Here is a 22661-nt window from a genome sequence, read left to right on the forward strand (position 1 = left end):
TCAGGCCGCCTTGCCCGCGTCGGGGCGGGCCGAGGTCGGGACGTCGGCCTTGCCGGGCTCGCACACGTCGTCGGCCTTGTACGACCAGGCCAGGCGCGGCCGGGTGCCGTTGTCGTCGACGTAGGGCAGGGCCGTCAGGCCCACGAACTCGATGGGCGTCCAGGGGAACGGCGTCTTGTTCTCCGGCGGGACCGGCTGGTGCGGGGCCGCGATCTTCACGGTCACGGCGGTGTCCTTCTTGCCCGCCTCCTCGTCGGCGTCCAGGACCACCACCTGCCACAGCGGCAGACCGGTGTCCTTGTCCCGCTGCTGCGGACGCGACCCGTCGGGGCGCTTGTCGGCGTTGAAGTCCTGCACGGGCTCGACCTCGCCCTTCAGGAACGCTCCCTTGGGGAACACGTCCTCGTGAGCCACTGCAAACCGTCGCTGCATCGCCATGTTGTCTCCTGGTGTTGAGGGGCCTAAACATCGACCCGTCATGTGAACCCGTCGAAGTTGAGGGGCCTAAACATGAAGATAGGCCTCGCGACCCGCCCCGTCAAGGGGTCTAAACTCGGGAACCATGAACATCGACGAGTTCGAGCAGACCAGGGCGGAGAAAGACCCTCTCCGTCAGGCGCAGCGCGCCACCGAACTCATCGACGTCTACAAGAACCGGAGCGCAGAGCTCGCTCGCCTCCGTAAGGCCGCCATCGACCGCGCGTACGCCGAGGGTCGCTCCTACACAGATATCGCGAAGGCGAGCGGGATCACCAAGGGCCGGATCACACAGATCCGAAAGAGCGCCCCTCCGGTCGCCCGAGCGTTCTTCGGCGTCGGCCCGGTCACGGTGGCAATTCCTCGGCGCGCACTCGATGAACGGCCGCTCGGCGTCATCGCCGCCGAAGACCAGGCAGCAGCGGATGCCATGGCAGAACTGCTTGTGCTCCTCGGACACCAGCCGCGCTCCTTTGAGATCCCACCCAGCGGCGAATGGGAACCGCCCGCCGATGCGGTGGCGATCTGCGGCCCGAAGTCTTCTCACGTCACGGCCGAGGCGATCCAGTCCGATCCTTATCTGTCGTTCGAGCCGGACAGCGAGGGCCGATGGGTCATCACCGATCGGCAGACCGGTGAAGTGTTCGTCTCGCCGTGGGATGACATCGGTGACAAGACGCGGGACATCGCCTACGTGGCGCGCCTTACCCGCAACAACCGGCAGGTGCTCGTCGTCGCAGGTGTACACGCGCTCGGGTCGATCGGGGCCGTGGAGTACCTCCGACGCAACCTCGATGACCTGTTCGACGCCGTGAACGAACGGCCGTTCTCGCTCGTCGTCGCGAGCACCTTCGACGACCTGACTGTGACCGAAACCGAAGCGCTATGGGGGCCGAAGGTTCACTCGTGAAGACACTCGCCGCAACACTTGCCGGTGCATCCCGCAACCAGGACCGCTACGTCATTGGAGAGAGATTCGCCGCAGTGCTCGACGGGGCGACCTCCGTAGCCGGAGACCGGTCCCACGATCCAGGTTGGTACGCGGAACAGCTCGCGGACGCCATCGAGAAGACGGTGCCGCAAGGCGGCTCCCTCGCGGGTGCCGTGGAGGAGGCGATACGCGCAGTCCGCGACGCCCACGGGCTAACTGCCGAGAGCACACCAACCAGCACCGTCGCTCTGGCCCGCTGGTCGAACGACACGGTCGAGACGTACATGCTGGGTGACAGCTACGGCGTCATCCTCTACGCGGAAGGCACCGAGGCCGTTCACACCGATGACCGGTTGGACACCGCCGCCGTCAACGAACGGGCCGCCTACCGAAAGCGACTGGCCGAGGGCCACGGGTACGACGACGGCCACCGTGCGCTATTGCTCGACCTGCAAGCCGAGCAGGCCCGACACTGCAACCGGCCCGACGGCTACTGGATAGCCGGAGCCCAACCCGAAGCCGCACGCCATGGGATCACGACAGCCGAAGGCCGAGCGGGAGTCTCAGCACTCGTGCTCGCAAGCGATGGCGTCGACCCGGCACGCCACCCCGACGCCACGACATGGCGTGACCTGTACGACGAGGCGGTCGAGCGCGGACCCGAACAGGTGCTCCAGCGGATCCAGGACGCAGAGGCTGAGGACGCGGACGGCCGACGCTGGCCGCGCTCGAAGCGCCACGACGACAAGACCATCGTGATCGCGATCCCGTAAGGCCCGTTTCTCCGGCGACGCGGCGGAAATAGTGTCTAGATCACAATCCAAGCCATAACGACCAAGCCGATCACGCCGAAGAAGAAGGCAACGGTGTGGAGGGTTACTACCCGCTCGGTAAGGTCCGGCCTCCTCTTGGTCATCCAGGCACCGACCGGGCTCCGGAAGACCTGCTCGCGAAAGCGCCTCGGGTTGCTGAACGGCGCCACGAGGATTAGCGCACCGACGACGCTCAGCGCCACCTTCAGCAGCAGGCCGGACTCCATCGCGCCACCACGCTCCCAGATCGTCGATGCCCAAGCGGCTCACAGTATGCCGACGAACCATGCGGGTGTCAGCAGCCGTGAGGAGTTTCTTTACTGGCTCAAGGCGCCGCTGCGCGGCGCTGGGCCGTCCGGCCGGCGGGGGCCCGCGATGGGGCCCCGCGCTCCGGGCCGCAAGCGGCCCTCCGCGCACCCCACCGCACCCCGACGGCCTACCGGCCCCGAATATGACGAAGAGACGGTCCCGACTCCAGTGGTCGAGACCGTCTCTCGTTGTTGCAGCTGATGCCTCCGGCGGGCACCCGGGAATCAAGAGGAGCAGGGGAGCCGCGGTGCCCCTGTTCCTCCGTCATCCATTGGCTTGACCGGGACCCTGACACCGAACCCGCCGCCAGCGCAACAGGTCCCGCCGACACCCAGCACCACGGCACCAGACCTGATGAGCGGGACCTGTTGCACTACCGGCAGAACCGACGTCCGAGACGTGCCCCGCGCCAACGGATGACGGAGGAACAGGGACCCCGAAGCAGGAGCATGTTGGGTCACAGACCCGCGATGACGGCTCCGACTCCGCGCACCCCCCGCGCACCCCCAGCGAGCAACATGGTGGTTCGAGCGCACCGCATGCACGCGGAACGAGGCGAGGAATCCGGCCCGTCGCGCCCCGGGACGTTCTCGTAATGAGAAGGTCGTGGGTTCGATTCCCACAGGCGGCTCAGACCGCAGAAACCCCGCTCGACCAGGCCATACGGTCCAGGTCGAGCGGGGTTTCTTCGTTGGTCAGGGGCCGTCTGGTGAGCCATCCGGGGAGCCATTGGTACTGCCGGGGTACTCCGCGCGCCCGAGCCGCTCCCCGAGCCACCCCTCGATGTCGTCCAGCCCCGCCCGGCCCATCGGCGTCGGGTGGCCCGTGAACGCGTGCGGGGCACCGGGGTAGACGCGGAGGTCGACGTCGACGCCGGCCGCCGAGAGACGCCCGGCCATCGCGAGGTTGTCCTCCAGCAGGATGTCCGCCTCACCCACGACCATCAGCACGGGCGGCAGGCCGGTCAGGTCGCCGTAGAGCGGCGAGACGTCCGGGACCGTCCGGTCCGCGACCGATCCCGCGTACGCCTCCAGGAAGTACTCGTCGGCGATCAGGCGTCCCGCCGGCGTCCGCGCGCTGAGGTCGTAGGTGCCGAACTGGAGCACCGCGGCGTCGACCGCGTCGACTCCCCGGTCGCGCAGGCGCAGCAGCGTGGTCACCGCGAGGGTTGAGCCGGCCGAGAAGCCGCCGATCGCGAGCCTGCTGGTGCCGAACCGTTCGGCCATGTGCTCGGTGAGCCAGAGCGCCGCGGTCTCGCAGTCGTCCGGGGCGGCGGGCCACGGGTGCTCGGGGGCGAGGCGGTAGTCGACGCTCACCACGGTGATGCCGAGCGCGTCGGCGAGCGTCCGGTTGCGGACGTCGCTCGCGGCCGCGGCGCCCATGTAGAACCCGCCGCCGTGGACCTCGAGGAGCACGCCGGCGCTCGGCGTGCCCGCAGGTTCGTGGATCCGCACGGGCACGCTGCGCCCGTCCGCGCTCGCGACCTCCTCGACGGCCGGCGGGTCCGCGGCGGCGGGGTTCGCGAGCCGCGCCCGGACGGCGCGCAGCTCCTCCGGGTTGCCGGGGCCCTGGCCGGCCGGGCGATGCGCGTAGAACGCGCTGGTCTCCTCGACGAGGGGCAGGAGACGGGGGTCGATCAGGTGGGAGAGTCCGAGGTTCATCGCGGCCCAACCTACGACCGCGCCGCGGCCGCCCACCAGGGCAATTCGCCTCACCCAGATCGGGTGACGGCCGGGCCTCGCGCGACCCCTACCGTCGGGCCCATGAGGCACCTCGGATGAGCGCGACGAGCACCGGGGGCGTGCTCGCGGCGACGTGCGTCTCCACCCTGGTCGTCAACGCGAACACCTCCGCCGTCAGCATCCTGCTGCCGGCGATCAGCGACGACACCGGCATGTCGGTCGACACGCTGCAGTGGGCCGTGACCGGCTACTCGCTCGTCGGGGCCGCCGTGATCATCACGTCCGGCTCGCTGGGCGACGTCTTCGGCCGCAAGCGGGTCTTCCAGCTCGGCTTGGCGCTGTTCGTGGTCTCCTGCGTGATCATCGCGCTGGCGCAGTCGGGCGGCATGGTGATCGCCGGCCGCGTCATCCAGGGCGCCGCCGGCGCGACCATCCTGGCCTGCGGGCTGAGCCTCCTGTCGGTGGCGACCAAGGGCGACGAGAACCTGCGCGCCGTCTCCCTGTGGGGCGCCGCGGCGGCCGTGGGCGCGGCGGCGGGGCCGCTGGTCGGCGGCGTGCTCGTCGACGCGACCGGCTGGCAGGGGCTGTTCTGGATCGACGCCGGCGTCGCGGTGCTGTGCATGGTGCTCACCTGGTTCACGGTGGCGGAGTCCAGCGATCCCGACGCGCCCCGGTCCGTCGACTACCTCGGCACGCTGCTGATCGCCCTGACCCTGATGCCGCTGATCCTCGGCGTCAGCAAGAGCGGCGACTGGGGCTGGTTCTCGGTGCCGACGCTCACCTGCTTCGCCATCACGCTCCTGGCGGGCTGGGGCTTCGTCCGCACCGAGCGCCGGGTCGCGGCCCCGCTCCTGGACCTGGCCCTGCTGCGCAACCGGACCCTGGTCGGCGCGACCATCGCCATCCTGATCGGCGCCGGCACGATCAACGCGCTGATGTACCTGCTCAGCCTCTACTTCCAGGACCCGTCGACCCTGGGCTTCTCGCCGCTGGAGGCGGGCCTGGCCACCCTGCCTGCGACGGTCGGCCTCGTGGTCATCGCCCCGTTGGTGCCCCGGCTCGCCGCCCGGTTCGGCCCACGGCAGGCCATCGGGGCGGGCTTCGCGATCACGACGGCGGGGTTCGTCGCGGTCGGCTTCGCCGACGCGTCCTGGCAGTACCTGACGTTCCTGCTCCCCCTGGTGGCCATCGCCGTCGGCATGGGGCTGTCGAACGGGCCGTCCTCCTCGGCGGCCACGGCGTCGGTGTCGCCCGACCAGGTGGGCGAGGCCTCCGGCTTCTCCAACATGGCCCGCTACGTCGGGGCCGCGGTGGCGACCGCGCTCGCGGCCACCATCTACGCCACCGTCACCGCCAACCAGGTGGCCGACGGCGCCGCGGACCCGGACGCCCTCTCGTCCGGCCTCGCCGCCGCGTCGTGGGTGATGGCCGTGTTCAGCGCGCTCGGCCTGCTGCTCGCTATCGTCGTCATCGTGCGGTACCCGGCCGGCCGGCCCGGCGTCTCCGACTCGGCCGCGGCGGCCGCCGCCCACCTGCACACGCTGCCCACGACCGCCGCCGCGCCGGCGGCGGCCGGGGACGCCACGTCCGTCGACCAGCCCTCGGGAGAGACGTCATGAGCACCGCGGAACCCCTCACCGCCGTCCCGTTCACCAGCCGGGACTACGCCGCCCGGATGGCCCGGGTGGTCGACGACGGCCGCGCGGCCGGCCTCGACGGCGTCCTGGTCGCGCCCGGCCCGGACCTGGTCTGGCTCACCGGCTACCAGCCGACGGCGATCACCGAGCGCCTGACGATGCTCCTGCTCACCACGGACCGGGAGCCCACGCTGCTCGTCCCGACCCTGGAGCGGCCCGACGCCGAACGGGCCGAGGGCGCGCCCGCCACGACGATCACGGGCTGGACGGACGGCGTCGACCCCTACGACGTCGTGCGCGGGCTGCTGCGGCCGGACGGCACGTACGGTGTCTCCGACAACACGTGGGCCATGCACCTGCTGGGCCTCCAGTCGGCGCTGCCCGGGTCGCGCTACGAGTCCCTGACCCGGCGGCTCCCGATGCTGCGGGCCGTCAAGGACGACAACGAGCTGGCCCGCCTGGCCGCCGCCGGGGCCGCAGCCGACGCGACCTACGAGGAGATCCTGCGCGTGCGCTTCGCGGGACGTCGGGAGACCGACGTCGCGGCCGACCTCGCCGACCTGCTGCGCGCCCACGGCCACGAGCAGGTCGACTTCACCGTCGTCGGGTCCGGGCCCAACGGCGCCAACCCGCACCACGAGGCGGGGGTGCGCAAGATCCAGGAGGGCGACTGCGTCGTGCTCGACTTCGGCGGCCTGATGTTCGGCTACGGCTCTGACACGAGCCGCACGGTCTGCGTCGGCGAGCCCACCGCGCAGATCCGTGAGGTGCACGAGGTCGTGCGCCGCGCCCAGCAGGCCGGCGTCGAGGCCGTACGGCCGGGGGTCGCCTGTCAGGAGGTGGACCGGGCCGCGCGGCGGCTGATCACCGAGGCCGGGTACGGCGAGCAGTTCATCCACCGCACCGGCCACGGCATCGGCGTCACCACCCACGAGCCGCCGTACATGATCGAGGGGGAGGAGCTGCCGATGGTTCCCGGCATGTGCTTCTCGGTCGAGCCCGGCGTCTACCTGCCGGGGAGCTTCGGCGTGCGGATCGAGGACATCGTCACGGTCACCCCGGACGGCGCGCGCCGCCTGAACACCACCGACCACGGGCTCCGGATCGTCGAGTGAGCAGAGCGCGCCGGGTGAGCCGGGCGCGCCGAGCTGGTCCGGCGATCAGGCGACGAACGCCTCGGGCCCGAACCTGCCCCACGCGACGAACCCGGCCAGGACTAGGTACGTCAGGTCCAGCAGCATGAGCCGGTACTCGCCACGGCTGAGGCGGGTGACGGCGGCGCCCACCATGATCATCGCCAGGCCGAGGGCGGCCAGCGGCACCAGGCCGGTCGCGACCCCGAGCAGGGCGGGCAGCACGAGGCCGAGCCCGCCCAGCACCTCGAGCACCCCGATGGCCCGGACGGTCCCCGGTCGGAAGTCCTCGACCCACGCCGCGGCGGGCCCGGACGCGAAGATCTTCTCCTTGCTCAGGACCACCTTCACGCCACCACCCGCGACGTAGGCGAGCGCGAGCAGTCCGGCCACGGTCCACAGGGCGATGTTCATCGAGTTCCTCTCACAGCGACGGTCGCTGTCGTCCCGCCGACGAGACAGGCGCCCCGTGCGTGACGACGTGCCCGCCCGCGACGACGTGCCCGTGCGTGAGACGGTCCCGCGCGCAACGGCCCCGTCGTCGTCCGCCCTACCGCCGGGCGGACCGCCCGCGGAACTGCCTGCGCGACCGCCCGGCCAGACCGTGCAGGGCCCAGCCCAGCAGCGCGCCCACCGCGTAGAACGGCAGGTCGGGCGCGTTGAAGGTGGTGCCGAGCACCAGCCGGGCGAGCACGCTGTGCGCGCCCAGCTCCGCGGGGATGCCCGTGAGCTGGAAGAGCTCGACGCCCACGCTCACCGCGCACGCCACCGCCGCGGCCACCCACCCGCGCGTGCGCGGCGCGACCACCAGCACCAGCCAGAAGATCAGCAGGGCGTAGAGGGCGTCGCCCGCGTACTTCGCGACGTCGCCGTCGAGCACCGAGCGCACGGACAGGCCCGCGGCCACGGTCAGCACGGCCGCGACGGCCGGCGCGGCCCGACGGCGGAGCGCGGCCAGGGCGGTCGGGGCGGTCGGGGTGGACTGCATGCGGCGAAGGTACCCTCTCTGCCATGGCATGGACCCGCCCCCGACGACGCAAACCCGTCACGTACCTGCTCGGTGAGCCGGTCGAGGAGTACCCCGCGACCGCCCCGGAGGTGGACCGCGGTCACGTGCTGCGCATCACCGAGATCGGCGAGCCGGTGCTGCACAACCCCGCGCGGACCGTCGAGGAGTTCTCCACCCCGGAGCTGGCCCGGCTGGTCGACGACCTGTTCGCCACGATGGAGTCGGCCCAGGGCGTGGGCCTCGCGGCGCCCCAGGTGGGGGTGGACCTGCGGGTCTTCGTGTACGACCTCACGGACTCCTCCGGTGACCGGCACGTCGGCCACGTGGTGAACCCGGTGCTGACCCAGGACCTGGAGGCCGAGCCCGAGACCGAGGAGGAGGGCTGCCTCTCCGTGCCCGGCGCCTATGAGCCGCTGGAGCGGCCCGGCGCGGCCACGGTGCGGGGCGTGGACCAGCACGGCGCCCCGGTGCAGCTCTCGGGCACCGGGTACCTCGCGCGCTGCTTCATCCACGAGTCGCAGCACCTCGACGGCACCCTGTACTGGGACCACCTCAGCCCCGAGCTGCAGGCGGACGCGCTGGAGCAGCGCGACGAGGAGCGGCCGCACATCGTCGCGGAGCGCCGCGAGATCGCGATCGAGCTGGACAAGACCCCGCCGGACTACCCCGAGAAGCCGGCCGGCGGTCGCTGAACCCGCCCCCTCGCACGTGTCAGACCCTCAGGTCCCCCGGGTGACCTGAGGGTCTGACACGTCCTGGATCCACGTCGCCACGGCCTGCGCCACGGCCTTCTCGCGCGCGACGCCGCGCATGTCGTGCGCGCCGGACAGCGTCACGGTCGTGACCGGCCCGGGGATCGCGGCGACGTGCTCCGCGAACTCGTCGGGCGTGCCGAACGGGTCCTTGTCGCCGGACACGAACAGGGTGGGCACCTCGATCTGCCCGAAGTGCTCGACCCGGAGCTTCTCCGGCCGCCCCGGCGGGTGCAGCGGGTAGCTGAGCAGCACCAGCCCGGCGGCGGGCAGCCCCTCGGCGACCGCCATCGAGCACATCCGCCCGCCGTACGACCGCCCGCCGAGCAGCAGCCGGTCCGTGCCGACGCCGAGCTCGTCCGCCCAGGCCGCGGCCTCCGTGCGCAGGTGCCCGACGGCGACCGGTGCCCGGTCCGGCATCCGGCGTCCCTCCAGGCGGTACGGGAAGTCGACGCGCCGGACGGGCAGCGGCGGGACGGCGTCGGCCAGGGTCTGCTCGACCGTGACGAGGGCCGGGCTCTCGCGGCTCGCGCCCGCTCCGGGGGTCAGCAGGAGGCCTGCGGGAGTGGTCACCGCCCCAGTCTGCCCCGGACGGCCCCGGCGGGCGGCGCGAGCCGGCGTCCCCGGTGCTGCGGTCTCAGGTGAGGTGGTCTCGGGCGCTGCGGTCTCAGGTGAGGCGGCGCAGCAGCATGAGCGCGCCGCCGACGGTCAGCAGCGTGCCCCCGCCGAGCACCGCGACCCAGCCGAGCGGCGAGATCACGTCGTCCTCCTCGGCGGTCCGCAGCTGCGCCTGCGCCGTCGACCGCCCCTGGAGGTTCTGCACCACCGCGGCCCCGGCCGACGTGTCCGACGGCGAGGGGGTGGGCGTGGGGGAAGGCGTGCTCGCGGGCGTCGGGGACGACGTCGGGCTGGGAGCAGCCGTCGGCGTCGGGGTCGGCGTGGGGTCCTGCGCCGGTCGGTCGGGCTCGGCCGGACCGGCCGGCTGGGCGGGCCCGGCGGGCTCGGCCACGGCGGGCGCGGTCGGCGTCGGGGCCGGTTCCTCGGTCTCCGCGGGGGCGGGCGTCGGCGTGGGGGTGGACGTCGCGGTCGGCGCCGGGGCCTGCTCGGCGGCGGTGCACATGGTGTTGCCGCCCGACTCGTGCCAGTTGCTGGCGTCCTCCACCTCGACCCAGACCACGCAGTAGCCGTCCGGGTACGCCCGCCGGGCCTCCCAGAACGACGTCCAGCCGCTGGACTGCTCGTTCCGGGTCAGGTCGCGGGAGTACGAGCGGGCGCTCTTCGACGAGAGCGACCGCACCACGTACGTGACCTGGTCGCTCTCGCGGCCTCGCTCGAAGGCCACGCCGTCGGCGCTCACCCAGATGTTGTCGGCGTAGGCCTCCGCGGCCACGGCGCGCTGCCCGACGGCGGCCGTGCCCACCAGGGCGAGCACCACCAGCAGGAGCAGCGTCAGCAGGAGCCGACGTCGTACGGGGGCGTGCCGTGCCGTGGGCCGCAGCGCCACGGCGGAGGCAGAAGGGCGGATCACGGCGGCGATCCTATCGCCGTGGCCGCGCCGCGGTTCAGAACCGTGGCCCTTCCTCGCCGTGGAGCAGGTTGCGGATGGGCCGCGTGATGACGTCGATCCGGTCCACCAGGTCGACGGGGCCCGTGACCACCAGGCCACGGTCGGCGGCCGGCGAGTAGACGGCGGTCACGTTGCGCACGGTGACCCGCATGCAGCGCTTGGCCGTGCCGTCGACGTGGAACTGGCGGCTCTCGCACGGGACGTCGTCGACCTCGGCGACGATCGCGCGCATCGCGCTGCGGTAGTCCTGGTACGACTCGGCGAGCTCGGTCACGTCGGCCACCTCGGGCGAGGCGCCCGGGTCGACGTCGGCGTGCAGCGGCGCGACGAGGGCCCCGCTGCACGCGGCACGGACGATGTCCTCGATCTGCGCGGGCGTGGCCGGGACGCGGAGGGTCTCGACCTCCACGGTCTCGCCGGCGAACGTCCGATAGGAGCGCAGGAAGCGCTCCTCCGTGGGGTCCGTGCTGTCGGACACCCCGGTGACCTCTTCCTCGACGAGATCGAGCCCCCAGGTCAACGGGTCGTCCACCTCGCCGACGACACCGGAGAAGCGCGCGAAGCGCGCGACGATCTGTTCCCAGGACTCGGGGGTCGGGCTCGGTTCGTCCGCCATGTGGCCTCCCGGCGCGGGTGCGGGTCTGAGAACGAGACTGCCGGGTGCGCGGGGAGGCGTCAACGACCTTCGCCGGAATCAGCCCGGAATCAGCCCGGACTCGCCGTCGTTGCCGCTCACCCGGGCGTGTCGCCGCGCGCCGGGTCGGACTTTGCCGTTCGCGGGTGGTCCATCGTCACGCCCCTGGCGAACATGGGCATCAACCGGTACATGGGCGCGTTGGGAGCGCATAGAGTCATTGCGGTCAGGCCTGGTACCGCCGGTGCAGGTGTACGCCGCTCGTGAGGGAGCAGCACATGTTCGAGAGATTTACGGATCGCGCCCGTCGGGTCGTCGTCCTCGCCCAGGAAGAGGCGCGGATGCTGAACCACAACTACATCGGCACGGAGCACATCCTGCTCGGCCTCATCCACGAGGGTGAGGGCGTAGCCGCCAAGGCGCTGGAGTCGCTCGGGATCTCGCTCGACGGCGTCCGCACCCAGGTCACCGAGATCATCGGTGAGGGGCAGCAGGCGCCGAGCGGGCACATCCCGTTCACGCCCCGCGCCAAGAAGGTCCTTGAGCTGTCGCTCCGCGAGGCGCTGCAGCTCGGCCACAACTACATCGGCACGGAGCACATCCTGCTCGGTCTCATCCGCGAGGGTGAGGGCGTGGCAGCACAGGTGCTCACCAAGATGGGTGCCGACCTGAACAAGGTGCGCCAGCAGGTCATCCAGCTGCTGAGCGGCTACCAGGGCAAGGAGCCTGTCTCCGCCGGTGGCCCTCAGGAAGGTCAGCCCGCGGGCTCGGCCGTGCTCGACCAGTTCGGCCGCAACCTCACCCAGGCCGCGCGCGAGGGCAAGCTCGACCCGGTCATCGGGCGCACGCAGGAGATCGAGCGGGTCATGCAGGTGCTGTCCCGCCGCACCAAGAACAACCCGGTGCTGATCGGTGAGCCCGGCGTCGGCAAGACGGCCGTCGTCGAGGGCCTCGCACAGGACATCGTCAAGGGCGACGTCCCCGAGACGCTCAAGGACAAGCAGCTCTACACGCTGGACCTGGGCGCCCTCGTGGCCGGCTCGCGCTACCGCGGTGACTTCGAGGAGCGCCTCAAGAAGGTGCTCAAGGAGATCCGCACGCGCGGCGACATCATCCTGTTCATCGACGAGATCCACACCCTGGTGGGTGCGGGTGCCGCCGAGGGCGCGATCGACGCCGCCTCCATCCTGAAGCCCATGCTGGCTCGCGGTGAGCTGCAGACGATCGGTGCCACCACCCTCGACGAGTACCGCAAGTACGTCGAGAAGGACCCGGCCCTGGAGCGTCGCTTCCAGCCGATCCAGGTGTCGGAGCCGTCGCTCGAGCACGCCATCGAGATCCTCAAGGGTCTGCGCGACCGCTACGAGGCGCACCACCGCGTGTCCATCACGGACTCCGCGCTGGTCTCCGCGGCCACGCTCGCGGACCGGTACATCAACGACCGGTTCCTCCCGGACAAGGCGATCGACCTGATCGACGAGGCCGGGGCCCGCCTCCGCATCCGTCGCATGACGGCGCCGCCCGAGCTCAAGGAGCTCGACGAGTCCATCGCCGAGGCGCGCCGCGAGAAGGAGTCGGCGATCGACGAGCAGGACTTCGAGAAGGCCGCCGGGCTGCGTGACAAGGAGAAGCAGCTCACGCAGGTCCGCGCGGACAAGGAGAAGGCCTGGAAGTCGGGTGACCTGGACACGGTCGCGGAGGTCGACGACGAGCTGATCGCCGAGGTCCTCGCGATGTCCACGGGCATCCCGGTCGTCAAGCTCACCGAGGAGGAGTCCAGCCGGCTGCTCCACATGGAGGACGAGCTGCACAAGCGGGTCGTCGGCCAGGAGACCGCCATCAAGGCCCTGTCGCAGGCCATCCGCCGTACGCGGGCCGGCCTCAAGGACCCGAAGCGTCCCGGTGGCTCGTTCATCTTCGCCGGCCCCACGGGTGTCGGTAAGACCGAGCTCGCCAAGGCGCTCGCCGAGTTCTTGTTCGGTGACGAGGACGCGCTCATCCAGCTCGACATGTCCGAGTTCTCGGAGAAGCACACGGTCTCGCGACTGTTCGGCTCCCCGCCCGGATACGTCGGCTACGACGAGGGTGGCCAGCTCACCGAGAAGGTGCGGCGCAAGCCGTTCTCCGTGGTCCTGTTCGACGAGGTGGAGAAGGCGCACGCCGACATCTTCAACTCGCTGCTGCAGGTGCTCGAGGACGGTCGCCTCACGGACTCGCAGGGTCGCGTGGTCGACTTCAAGAACACCGTGATCATCATGACCACCAACCTGGGCACGCGGGACATCGCCAAGGGCGTCCAGACCGGCTTCAACGCCGGCGGCGACCTGGTGACCTCCTACGAGCGCATGAAGGCCAAGGTCAACGAGGAGCTCAAGCAGCACTTCCGGCCCGAGTTCCTCAACCGCGTCGACGACGTGGTCGTGTTCCCGCAGCTCTCGCAGGACGAGATCATCGAGATCGTCGACCTGGAGATCGCGAAGCTCGACCGTCGCCTGCGCGACCGGGACATGGGCATCGAGCTGACCCCCGCCGCCAAGCGTCTGCTGGCGGAGAAGGGTTACGACCCGGTGCTCGGCGCCCGTCCGCTCAAGCGGGCGATCCAGCGGGAGATCGAGGACACGCTGTCCGAGAAGATCCTGTTCGGCGACCTCACGGCTGGTCAGCTGGTGATCGTCGACGGCGAGGGCGAGGGCATCCTCGGCGAGTTCACGTTCCGTGGTACGGAGCGCGACGAGCGTCGTCGTCCGACCCCGGCCGAGCCCCAGTCGGTGCCCGCGGGCGCCGGACTGGTGCCGCGCGACCTGCCGCCGTCGGGCCAGATGGCGGCCGGCGGGGCGTGATCGCCCGGTAGGACCCGGTCCTGACACAAGGCCCGGCCACCCCGCAGGGGGTGGCCGGGCCTTCGTCATGCCCGGCGCCGGACGGCGCTCAGCGCGGGGCGCGGCCGAAGGTGCGCTTCTACCCCGCGATTGCGCCCGGAATCAGCCCGATTCTGGGCGTAATCGCTGGGTAGAAGCGCACCACTGTTGCGGCCCGGCTCGCGGGTGCGGCCCGACCAACCTCCTGACTCGCCATGCCTACGACGCCGAGTCAGGTGGGTGGGCGGACCACGCGACTGACTCGGCGGGGCCGGGAGGGCGGGTCAGGTGGGTGGTGTTGGCGCCAGCCGTCAGGCGGCCCGCGGCGGGACCGACAAGCCCGCCGGGAGCAGGGGCGGCAGCAGCTCCCGCAGCGCGCCGACCCGCTCCGCCCGGGCCGCGCCCCGCAGCCGCTCGACCGGCGCCGTGATGCTGACCGCCGCGACGCCGCGGCCGGCCCGCAGCAGCGGGATCGCGACGCAGGCGATGCCGCGCTCGTTCTCCTCGGTCTCGCCCGCGACGCCGCTCCGCCGGGCCTCGGCCAGCACGTCGCGCAGGTGCGCCGACCCCGTGTCCGAGCCGGCCAGCCGGTCCAGCGCCGTGTCGTCGAGGTCCTGCACCGACAGCAGCGCCCGGCCCAGGGCGGTCGTCGCGGCGGGGCGCCGTCGTCCGACCGCGGACCACACGCGGACCGCGCGCTGCGGCTCGACCTTGTCCAGGTAGACCACCTCGCGGCCGGCGAGCACGCCGAGGTGCACCAGCTCGTCGACCTCGGCGCTCAGCGCGGTCAGGGCCGGGTGCAGCAGCGCGGGGAGGTTCTCCTCGGCCAGGTACGAGCTGCCCAGTGCCAGGGCGGAGGGGCCGAGGCGGTAGGCGCCGTCCGCCGTCTGCTCGGCGTACCCGCGGTGCCGCAGCGCGGCGAGCGTGCGGTGCAGCGTGGGCTTGCTGACGCCGACCGCCTGGGCCAGCGCCGCCAGCGGCGCGCCCGCGGCGCCGAAGCCCGCGAGGGTGTCGAGGGCCAGCAGCGCCTTGTCGACGCTGCCGAGCGGGCTGGCATCCATGGGGCTCCCTCACGTAGCATGCGTTTCGCAGTGAACAACAGGCGTTCACCATAGCGAAACGGAGCACGCATGTCATCCCCCGACACCCCGGTCCTCGACGCGCTGGCCGCGCACCGGCTCGTGCCGGTCGTCGTGGTCGACGGCGCCGACGAGGGCGCCCGGCTCGCCGACGCGCTCGTCGCGGGCGGGCTGCCCGTCGCCGAGATCACGCTGCGGCTCGCCGGCGGCCTCGACGCCATCCGCGCGGTCGCCAAGAACCAGCCCGACGTCGTGATCGGCGCCGGCACCGTCACCACGGTCGCCCAGGTCGACGACGTCGTCGACGCCGGCGCGCGCTACATCGTGTCCCCGGGGCTGTCGGCCGCCGTCGTGCGCCGCGCGCAGGAGCACGGCATCCCCGTGCTGCCCGGCGTCGCCACGCCGTCCGAGATCATGGCGGCGCTCGACCTGGGCGTCGACGTCGTCAAGCTGTTCCCCGCGTCCGTCGTGGGCGGGCCCGCCGCGATCAAGGCGTTCTCCGCGCCGTTCCCGGGCCTGCGGTTCGTGCCGACCGGCGGCGTCAGCGCCGCCAACCTCGGCGACTACCTCGGCCTGGACCCGGTCCTCGCCGTCGGCGGCTCCTGGATGGTGGACCGCAAGCTCGTCACGGCGGGGGACTGGGACGAGATCACCCGCCGCACCCGTGATGCCGTCGCGCTCGCCGCCCAGATCGACCAGGAGAAGAACCGATGACCTCGCTGAACGTCCGCCCCGCCGCCGAGAGCGCCTACGACGTCGTCGCGCTCGGCGAGGTCATGCTCCGCCTCGACCCGGGCGACCGCCGGGTGCGCACCGCCCGCAGCTTCGACGTGTGGGAGGGCGGCGGCGAGTACAACGTGGCCCGCGGCCTGCGCCGCTGCTTCGGCCTGCGCGGCGCGATCGTCACCGCGCTCGCCGACAACGAGATCGGCCGGCTCGTCGAGGACTTCATGCTCACGGGCGGCCTCGACACGCAGTACGTGCAGTGGGTGCCCTACGACGGCATCGGCCGCTCGGTGCGCAACGGCCTCAACTTCACCGAGCGCGGCTTCGGCGCGCGCGGCGCGGTGGGCGTCAGCGACCGCGGCAACACCGCCATCGCGCAGATGAAGCCCGAGGACGTCGACTGGGACGCGCTGTTCTCCCGCGGCGTGCGCTGGCTGCACACCGGCGGCATCTTCGCGGCCCTCTCGGAGTCGTCGGCCGACGTCGCCGAGGCCGCCATGTCCGCGGCCCGCCGGCACGGCACCATCGTGTCCTACGACCTGAACTACCGGCCCTCGCTGTGGAAGGGCATCGGCGGCGAGGAGCGGGCGCGCGAGGTCAACCGGCGCCTGGCCGAGCACGTGGACGTGATGATCGGCAACGAGGAGGACTTCACGGCCTCGCTCGGCTTCGAGGTCGAGGGAGTCGACGAGAACCTGACCGACCTGGACACCGGCGCGTTCCGGGCCATGATCGAGACGGCGTCCGAGGCCTACCCGAACTTCCAGGTGATCGCGACGACGCTGCGCGGGGTGCGCTCGGCGTCGCGCAACGGCTGGGGCGCCATCGCCTGGTCGCGCAAGGAGGGCTTCGCCGAGGCGACGCACCGGGCCGACCTGGAGATCTTCGACCGCGTCGGTGGCGGCGACTCCTTCGCGTCCGGCCTGGCCTACGGGCTCATGGAGCTCAGCTCGCTGCAGGAGGCCGTCGAGTACGGCGCCGCGCACGGCGCACTCGCGATGACGACGCCGGGCGACACCACCATGGCGACGCTCGCCGAGGTCGCCAAGCTGGCCGGCGGGGGCAGCGCGCGCGTGCAGCGCTGACCTGCCGTCGGGGCGGGGTCGGGGGCGGGGTGAACGTGTCCGCAGATCGGACCGATCTCGCCCCCGACCAGCGCAGACAGGGTGCACGGTGCAAGGATTGGTGGCATGTCCCAGAGCATCCTGTTCATCGGTGGTAGCGGAATCATCAGTCACGCCTCGGTGGCCAGAGCCGCGCGGCTCGGGCACCGGGTGACGGTGCTCAACCGGGGCAGATCCTCGTCCCGTCCGGTGCCGGCCGAGGTCGAGACGCTCGTCGCCGACGCGAACGACGCCGAGGCCGTCGCCGCCGCGATCGGCGGCCGGGAGTTCGACGTGGTCGCCCAGTTCCGGGCGTTCAGCCCCGAGCACGTGGCGCGCGACGTCGCGCAGTTCGCGGACCGTACCGGGCAGTACGTGTTCATCTCCTCGGCGTCGGCCTACCAGACGCCGCCGTCGCGGCTGCCCGTCCGCGAGTCGACGCCGCTGCGCAACCCGTTCTGGCAGTACTCGCGCGACAAGATCGCCTGCGAGGACCTGCTGGTGCGCGAGCACCGGGACAACGGCTTCCCGGCCACCATCGTGCGTCCCTCGCACACCTACGACCGCACCATCCTGCCGACGTCGGGCGGCTGGACCGACGTCGCCCGCATGCGCGCGGGCAAGCCCGTCGTCGTCCACGGGGACGGGACGTCCCTGTGGACGATCACGCACACCGAGGACTTCGCGGTCGGGTTCGTGGGCCTGCTCGGCAACCCGCTGGCCGTGGGCGACTCCTTCCACATCACCGGCACGCACGCGCCCACCTGGGACCAGATCTACACCTGGCTGGCCGAGGCGGCCGGCGTGCGGAGCCCCGACCTGGTGCACGTCGCGTCCGAGACGATCGCCCGCGTGCTGCCCGAGATGGGCCCGGGCCTGGTGGGCGACAAGGCGCACTCGATGGTCTTCGACAACTCGAAGGTGCGCAGCCTCGTGCCCGAGTTCGGCACCACCATCACCTACGACATCGGCGCCGTCGAGCAGATGTCCTGGTTCGACGCGCACCCGGAGGCCCAGGTGGTCGACGCCGACATCGACGCGGCCTTCGACCGTCTCGCGGCACACGCCCGCTCGGTCTGACGCCGCGAGTCAGGCCGGCGGCGCCGTCGACTCCCGGACCACCAGCTCCGTCGAGAGGTTGAGGCGACGGACCTTCGGCGACCGGCCGCGGGCGATGTCGAGCAGGATCTGGGTGGCGGCCGCTCCCATCTCGCGGAGCGGCTGCCGCACCGTCGTCAGCGGCGGGCCCACCCAGGAGGCCAGGGGCAGGTCGTCGTAGCCCACGACGGACACGTCCTCGGGGACGCGCAGGCCGAGCTGGTGCGCGGCGCGCAGCACCCCGAGGGCCTGCATGTCGGAGCCCGCGAACACCGCCGTCGGCCGGTCCGGCAGGGACAGCAGCTCCAGGCCCTGCTCGAAGCCCGCCTCGACGTAGAAGTTCCCCTCGCGCACGAGCGCGGGGTCGACGACGGCGCCCGCCTCCTCGTGCGCGGACCGGAACCCGTCGACCCGCGCCCGGCTGCACAGCATCTTCCAGGGGCCGGTGATCATGGCGATGCGGCGGTGGCCCAGCGCGAGCAGGTGTCGCGTGGCCTGGAGCCCGCCGTTCCAGTTGTCGGAGCCCACGGAGGCGACGTCGGCGGGCGGCTCGCCGTCGGTGTCGATCACCACGTAGGGGATGCCGCGCCGGTCGAGCTGCTGGTGCTGGCTCTCCGACAGGTTCGCGGCGACGAGCAGCACGCCCAGCGGCGGCCGCGCGACCGTGGTGTCGAGCCACCGGGCCGGCGGACGGTGCTCGCCGCCCAGCTCGGACAGGATGACGCTGGTCCGCAGCTCGGCGGCGGCGTCCTCCACGCCCCGGATGATCTCCATGGACCACGCGGAACCGAGCCGGTGGAAGACCAGGTCGATCAGGCCCGAGTCCGGCGGCACGGTGGCCGGCCGGCGTCGTCGGTACTGGTGCTTCTCGAGGGCGGCCTCGACGCGGTCGCGGGTCGCGGCGGCGACGTCGGCCCGGCCGTTGAGCACCTTGGAGACCGTGGGCACCGAGAGGCCGAGCTCGCTCGCGATCGACGCGATGGTGGGTCCCGGGCGCGCGCCGGTCATCCTGCCCACCCACCTTTCGATCGCGACGTCGGAACTTTCGAACCGAAGGTACACCGTGGCGGGATCGTGACCTAGCCGGTCGCGGACCGTCCCTTGACGTTCGCCCGGATCTCACCCTACTGTCCCTCACGACAAGAACTATCGGCACTGTCGTCGATAGTTTCGAAAACGTTCCACAAAGAGGTGGGGATGGCAACCGAGCTACGCGGCGCGACAGAGCTACGCGGCAAGGAGACGTGGGGCCTGGCCCTGCGCAAGCACTGGCGCCTCTACACGCTCGCGCTCCTGCCGGTCATCTGGTTCCTGGTCTTCCGCTACCTGCCCATGGCCGGCAACGTCATCGCCTTCCGCCGGTTCCGGCCGGGCGGGTCGATCTTCGGCGAGGAGTGGGTCGGCCTCTACTACATCGAGCGCTTCATCCAGGACCAGGCGTTCTGGCAGGCGTTCCAGAACACGGTGATCATCGGCGCGCTGACGCTCGTGATCGTGTTCCCGCTGCCGATCATCCTGGCGCTCCTGCTCAACGAGCTCCGCTCGCGGGTGTTCAAGCGGTTCGTGCAGACGGTCAGCTACCTGCCGCACTTCATGTCCGTCGTGATCGTCGCCGGCTTCGTCTTCGAGCTGACGTCGCTGGACGGCACGGTGAACCGCCTGGTCAAGCTGTTCGGCGGCGACCCCATCTCGTTCATGCAGCAGGCCGACTGGTTCCGCACCATCTACGTGTCGTCCGAGGTCTGGCAGACCGTGGGCTGGGGCACCATCCTCTACCTCGCCACGCTGACCACCATCGACGCGCAGCTCTACGAGGCGGCCCGTATCGACGGCGCCAACCGCTGGCAGCAGACGTGGCACGTCACGCTGCCCGGCATCCGCCCCACGATGATGGTGCTGCTCATCCTGAACATCGGCCAGTTCATGCAGGTGGGCTTCGAGAAGATCTTCCTGCTCTACAACACGCTGACCCAGCCGACGGCGGACGTGATCTCCACGTACATCTACCGCGTCGGCCTCACCTCCGGGCAGCTGAGCTACGCCACGGCGATCGGCCTGTTCGAGGCCGTGATCGGCCTGGTCCTCGTCTTCTCCGCCAACGCCATCTCGCGCCGAGTCACCGGGAGCTCCCTGTGGTGAACACCGCCCCCGCCCCGACCACCGATCCCGTCGGCGGCGACGTCCCCGACCTGACCCGGCCGCGGCCCGAGACCACCACCGTCAAGGACACGCCCGGCTACACCGTGTTCCGGTGGGTCAACACGACGATCCTGGTGCTGGTCGCCGCCGTCACGCTCTACCCGTTCCTCAACCTGGCGGCGCGTGCGTTCAGCTCCGAGGCCGCGATCCGCAGCGGCGACGTCACCGTGTGGCCCATCGGCTTCAACACGACGACGCTCATGTCCGTGCTGGAGCAGGACCTGTTCTGGCGCAACTACGCGAACACGGTGGTCTACACGGTGGTGGGCACCGCGATCGCCATGGCGCTGACCACGACGTTCGCCTACGTGCTGTCGAAGAAGTACCTCAAGGGCCGGATGATCCTCATCGGGTTCGCGGTCTTCACGATGTTCTTCACCGGCGGCCTCATCCCGAACTACATCCTGGTCAGCGAGCTCGGGTTCAAGAACACCATCTGGGCCGTCGTCGTGCCGCAGGCGATCAACGTCTTCAACCTGCTCGTCATGAAGTCGTTCTTCGAGAACTTCCCCGTGGAGCTCGAGGAGGCGGCCGCCATCGACGGGCTGACCACCTACGGGATCTTCTTCCGGGTGGTGCTGCCGCTGAGCAAGGCGGTGCTCGCGACGATGGTCCTCTTCTACGCGGTCTGGTTCTGGAACTCCTGGTTCCCCGCGTTCCTCTACATGGACGACCCGGAGATGTACCCGGTCACGGTGTTCCTGCGGAACATCATCGCCGGCGCCACCGGCACCGGCGAGGGGCTGAGCGACGTCGCCGTCCAGATCGGGGCCAACGTGAAGGCAGTGACGATGCTGCTCACGGCGCTGCCGATCGTCTGCCTCTACCCCTTCGTCCAGAAGTACTTCGTGTCCGGCGTGATGCTCGGCTCCGTCAAGGGCTGAGCACGCCGGACCACCGCACCGATCCGCCGTCGGACGACGACGTTCACACCCCGGAGGAAGTCAATGATGATCACCCCTAGAAAGGCTGCCGCGGCGACCGCCGCGGTCGCCCTCGGACTCACGCTCACCGCGTGCTCGTCCGGCGACGACGACGGCGCCGCCGTCGACATGTCCACCAAGATGGTCGGCGCCATGGAGGACTACGGCGTCGGGACCACCTTCAAGGCGACCGAGCCGCTCGAGTTCGGTCTCATGTACCGCGACCACCCGAACTACCCCCTCCAGAAGGACTGGTCGATCCTCAAGGCGTTCGAGGAGCAGCACAACGTCACCTTCGACATCCAGTCGGTGCCCCTGGCCGACTGGCAGCAGAAGCGCGCGCTCCTGATCAGCTCCGGCGACGCCGCCGACCTGATCCCGTCCACCTACGCGGCCGACGTCGAGACGCTCACCTCGGGCGGCGCCGTCCTGCCGATCTCGGACTACCTCGACTACCTGCCCAACTTCCAGGACAAGGTCGAGAAGTGGGGCCTGCAGGAGGAGCTGGACAGGCTCCGGCAGGCCGACGGCAAGTTCTACGTGCTGCCCGGCCTGCACGAGAACCCCAAGCCGTCGTACTCCATCGCGATCCGCGAGGACTGGTGGGAGGACGCCGGCCTGGAGGACCCGACGACCTGGGACGAGTTCGCCGACCAGCTCGAGGTGATCAAGGAGGAGCACCCCGAGCTCGACTACCCGTACACCGAGCGCTGGTCCATCAACGGCCCCCTGGAGGCCACGATGCAGGCGGCGGCCGGCAACTTCGGCACCGAGGCGGGCTGGGGCTACGGCGACGGCGTGACCTGGAACGGCTCGGAGTACGAGTACACGGGCACGTCCGAGGGCTACAAGGAGCTGGTCTCCTACTTCGCCGACCTGGTGGACCGTGGCCTGCTCGACCCCGAGGGCCTCACCCAGGAGGACGACCCCGCCATCGCCAAGCTGACCACCGGCAAGGTCGCCGCCCTCGGCGTCAACGACCAGGAGATGACGCGCTACCGCACCGGCTTCGAGGAGGCCGGCGACAAGGACGCGAAGCTCAAGGAGATCGTGGTCCCGGCCGGGCCCGCGGGCAACATCATGGACGCCACCACCGGCGGCCAGTTCGAGTCCGGCATCGCGCTGTCCGCCGGCGCCGCCGAGCGCGACGACTTCGTGGCGATGCTGCAGTTCGTCGACTGGCTCTACTACTCCGACGAGGGCCTCGAGTTCGCCAAGTGGGGCGTCGAGGGCGAGACCTACACCAAGGACGCCGACGGCACGCGCACCCTGGCCGACGACGTCGACTGGAGCGGCCTGAACCCGGGCGCGCCGAAGCTGCTGAACACCGACTTCGGCTACTACAACGGCGTCTGGTCGCTGGCCCACGGGTCCACCGAGGACCTGGTCAAGTCGACGCTGACGCCCGAGGTGCAGGGCTTCCTCGACGAGATGAACCAGAAGGACGTCGCGGAGCGCGGCCCCGGCATCGCGATGGACGAGATGCAGCGCGAGGAGTCCTCGCTGCTGCAGACCAACCTGCAGGACCTGGTCATGACGGCGACGTCGCAGTTCATCCTGGGCGACCGCTCGCTCGACGAGTGGGACGCGTACGTGGCGGAGCTGGAGAGCGCCGGTTCGCAGACGTACGTCGACACGGTCAACCAGGCCGCGGGCGTCACCGAGTAACGACTCGTTGAGTGCGGGATTTTCGTCCTCCGAACGCCGTTCGGAGGACGAAAATCCCGCACTC

22 protein-coding genes are annotated in these 22661 nt (G+C 71.1%); 12 read left to right on the plus strand and 10 right to left on the minus strand.

Features of this window, described 5'->3' with window-relative positions:
• A complete protein-coding gene (locus tag FHX71_RS25750) occupies positions 1–438 on the minus strand; it encodes a plasmid replication, integration and excision activator (RefSeq protein WP_182620351.1) in 438 nt (145 codons plus the stop codon).
• 124 nt (positions 439–562) lie between these two features.
• Here FHX71_RS25750 and FHX71_RS25755 point away from each other — a divergent pair, with 124 nt between their 5' ends.
• Entirely contained in the window at positions 563–1387 is an 825-nt protein-coding gene (locus FHX71_RS25755; protein WP_182620352.1) for a hypothetical protein, read from the plus strand.
• Positions 1384–2181 (plus strand): hypothetical protein, encoded by a 798-nt coding sequence (locus tag FHX71_RS25760; protein ID WP_182620353.1) that lies wholly within the window; start codon positions 1384–1386, stop codon positions 2179–2181. The genes FHX71_RS25755 and FHX71_RS25760 overlap by 4 nt, the downstream gene beginning before the upstream one ends.
• A 35-nt stretch (positions 2182–2216) precedes the next feature.
• Here the strand turns inward: FHX71_RS25760 and FHX71_RS25765 are convergent, their stop codons facing one another.
• The gene (locus tag FHX71_RS25765; protein WP_182620354.1) at positions 2217–2447 is read right to left on the minus strand and encodes a hypothetical protein; all 231 of its coding nucleotides are present in this window, start codon (positions 2445–2447) and stop codon (positions 2217–2219) included.
• 777 nt (positions 2448–3224) lie between these two features.
• Positions 3225–4190, minus strand: a complete 966-nt coding sequence (locus tag FHX71_RS25770; protein WP_182620355.1) for an alpha/beta hydrolase — start codon at positions 4188–4190, stop codon at positions 3225–3227.
• A 116-nt stretch (positions 4191–4306) separates the two neighbouring features.
• Here FHX71_RS25770 and FHX71_RS25775 point away from each other — a divergent pair, with 116 nt between their 5' ends.
• Both FHX71_RS25775 and FHX71_RS25780 read left to right on the plus strand, forming a co-directional pair.
• Positions 4307–5830 (plus strand): MFS transporter, encoded by a 1524-nt coding sequence (locus FHX71_RS25775; RefSeq protein ID WP_182620356.1) that lies wholly within the window; start codon positions 4307–4309, stop codon positions 5828–5830.
• Positions 5827–6963 (plus strand): aminopeptidase P family protein, encoded by a 1137-nt coding sequence (locus FHX71_RS25780; RefSeq protein ID WP_182620357.1) that lies wholly within the window; start codon positions 5827–5829, stop codon positions 6961–6963. The genes FHX71_RS25775 and FHX71_RS25780 overlap by 4 nt, the downstream gene beginning before the upstream one ends.
• Positions 6964–7008: 45 nt before the next feature.
• Here FHX71_RS25780 and FHX71_RS25785 read toward each other — a convergent pair whose 3' ends face one another.
• The gene (locus FHX71_RS25785; RefSeq protein ID WP_182620358.1) at positions 7009–7395 is read right to left on the minus strand and encodes a DoxX family protein; all 387 of its coding nucleotides are present in this window, start codon (positions 7393–7395) and stop codon (positions 7009–7011) included.
• 136 nt (positions 7396–7531) lie between these two features.
• Complete coding sequence (locus FHX71_RS25790) at positions 7532–7969, minus strand: ribosomal maturation YjgA family protein (RefSeq protein WP_182620359.1); 438 nt, start codon at positions 7967–7969, stop codon at positions 7532–7534.
• A 23-nt stretch (positions 7970–7992) separates the two neighbouring features.
• Between FHX71_RS25790 and def the strand changes: the two genes are divergently transcribed.
• Entirely contained in the window at positions 7993–8682 is a 690-nt protein-coding gene (gene def, locus FHX71_RS25795) for a peptide deformylase (RefSeq protein WP_182620360.1), read from the plus strand.
• 27 nt (positions 8683–8709) lie between these two features.
• On the opposite strand, the gene FHX71_RS25800 is transcribed toward def, so the two are convergent.
• The 3 genes from FHX71_RS25800 to FHX71_RS25810 all read right to left on the minus strand — a co-directional run bounded on the left by FHX71_RS25800 (position 8710) and on the right by FHX71_RS25810 (position 10925).
• A complete protein-coding gene (locus tag FHX71_RS25800) occupies positions 8710–9315 on the minus strand; it encodes an alpha/beta hydrolase family protein (protein WP_182620361.1) in 606 nt (201 codons plus the stop codon).
• Positions 9316–9409: 94 nt separating this feature from the next.
• On the minus strand, positions 9410–10270 hold the full coding sequence (locus FHX71_RS25805; RefSeq protein ID WP_182620362.1) for a hypothetical protein: 861 nt from the start codon (positions 10268–10270) through the stop codon (positions 9410–9412).
• 34 nt (positions 10271–10304) lie between these two features.
• A complete protein-coding gene (locus tag FHX71_RS25810) occupies positions 10305–10925 on the minus strand; it encodes a hypothetical protein (protein ID WP_182620363.1) in 621 nt (206 codons plus the stop codon).
• A gap of 296 nt (positions 10926–11221) precedes the next feature.
• Here FHX71_RS25810 and FHX71_RS25815 point away from each other — a divergent pair, with 296 nt between their 5' ends.
• The gene (locus tag FHX71_RS25815; RefSeq protein WP_182620364.1) at positions 11222–13783 is read left to right on the plus strand and encodes an ATP-dependent Clp protease ATP-binding subunit; all 2562 of its coding nucleotides are present in this window, start codon (positions 11222–11224) and stop codon (positions 13781–13783) included.
• 329 nt (positions 13784–14112) lie between these two features.
• Here FHX71_RS25815 and FHX71_RS25820 read toward each other — a convergent pair whose 3' ends face one another.
• Positions 14113–14862, minus strand: a complete 750-nt coding sequence (locus FHX71_RS25820) for an IclR family transcriptional regulator (RefSeq protein WP_182620365.1) — start codon at positions 14860–14862, stop codon at positions 14113–14115.
• 69 nt (positions 14863–14931) lie between these two features.
• Between FHX71_RS25820 and eda the strand changes: the two genes are divergently transcribed.
• The 3 genes from eda (at position 14932) to FHX71_RS25835 (ending at position 17789) form a co-directional block, all read left to right on the plus strand.
• Positions 14932–15594, plus strand: a complete 663-nt coding sequence (gene eda / locus FHX71_RS25825; protein WP_182620366.1) for a bifunctional 4-hydroxy-2-oxoglutarate aldolase/2-dehydro-3-deoxy-phosphogluconate aldolase — start codon at positions 14932–14934, stop codon at positions 15592–15594.
• Entirely contained in the window at positions 15591–16691 is a 1101-nt protein-coding gene (locus FHX71_RS25830; protein ID WP_182620367.1) for a sugar kinase, read from the plus strand. The genes eda and FHX71_RS25830 overlap by 4 nt, the downstream gene beginning before the upstream one ends.
• A gap of 105 nt (positions 16692–16796) precedes the next feature.
• A complete protein-coding gene (locus FHX71_RS25835) occupies positions 16797–17789 on the plus strand; it encodes an NAD-dependent epimerase/dehydratase family protein (protein WP_182620368.1) in 993 nt (330 codons plus the stop codon).
• Positions 17790–17798: 9 nt separating this feature from the next.
• Here FHX71_RS25835 and FHX71_RS25840 read toward each other — a convergent pair whose 3' ends face one another.
• The gene (locus FHX71_RS25840) at positions 17799–18815 is read right to left on the minus strand and encodes a LacI family DNA-binding transcriptional regulator (protein ID WP_182620369.1); all 1017 of its coding nucleotides are present in this window, start codon (positions 18813–18815) and stop codon (positions 17799–17801) included.
• Between the two features lie 189 nt (positions 18816–19004).
• Here FHX71_RS25840 and FHX71_RS25845 point away from each other — a divergent pair, with 189 nt between their 5' ends.
• The 3 genes from FHX71_RS25845 to FHX71_RS25855 all read left to right on the plus strand — a co-directional run bounded on the left by FHX71_RS25845 (position 19005) and on the right by FHX71_RS25855 (position 22597).
• Positions 19005–19946 carry an ABC transporter permease gene (locus tag FHX71_RS25845; RefSeq protein ID WP_182620370.1) on the plus strand — a complete coding sequence of 314 codons (942 nt, stop codon included), beginning with the start codon at positions 19005–19007 and terminating at the stop codon, positions 19944–19946.
• Positions 19940–20890, plus strand: coding sequence for a carbohydrate ABC transporter permease (locus FHX71_RS25850; RefSeq protein WP_312877220.1), 951 nt, complete (start codon positions 19940–19942; stop codon positions 20888–20890). The genes FHX71_RS25845 and FHX71_RS25850 overlap by 7 nt, the downstream gene beginning before the upstream one ends.
• A gap of 66 nt (positions 20891–20956) precedes the next feature.
• On the plus strand, positions 20957–22597 hold the full coding sequence (locus FHX71_RS25855) for an ABC transporter substrate-binding protein (RefSeq protein ID WP_246403554.1): 1641 nt from the start codon (positions 20957–20959) through the stop codon (positions 22595–22597).
• Positions 22598–22661 lie beyond the last annotated feature (64 nt).

It is taken from the genome of Promicromonospora sukumoe (assembly GCF_014137995.1).
Taxonomy (GTDB): domain Bacteria; phylum Actinomycetota; class Actinomycetes; order Actinomycetales; family Cellulomonadaceae; genus Promicromonospora; species Promicromonospora sukumoe.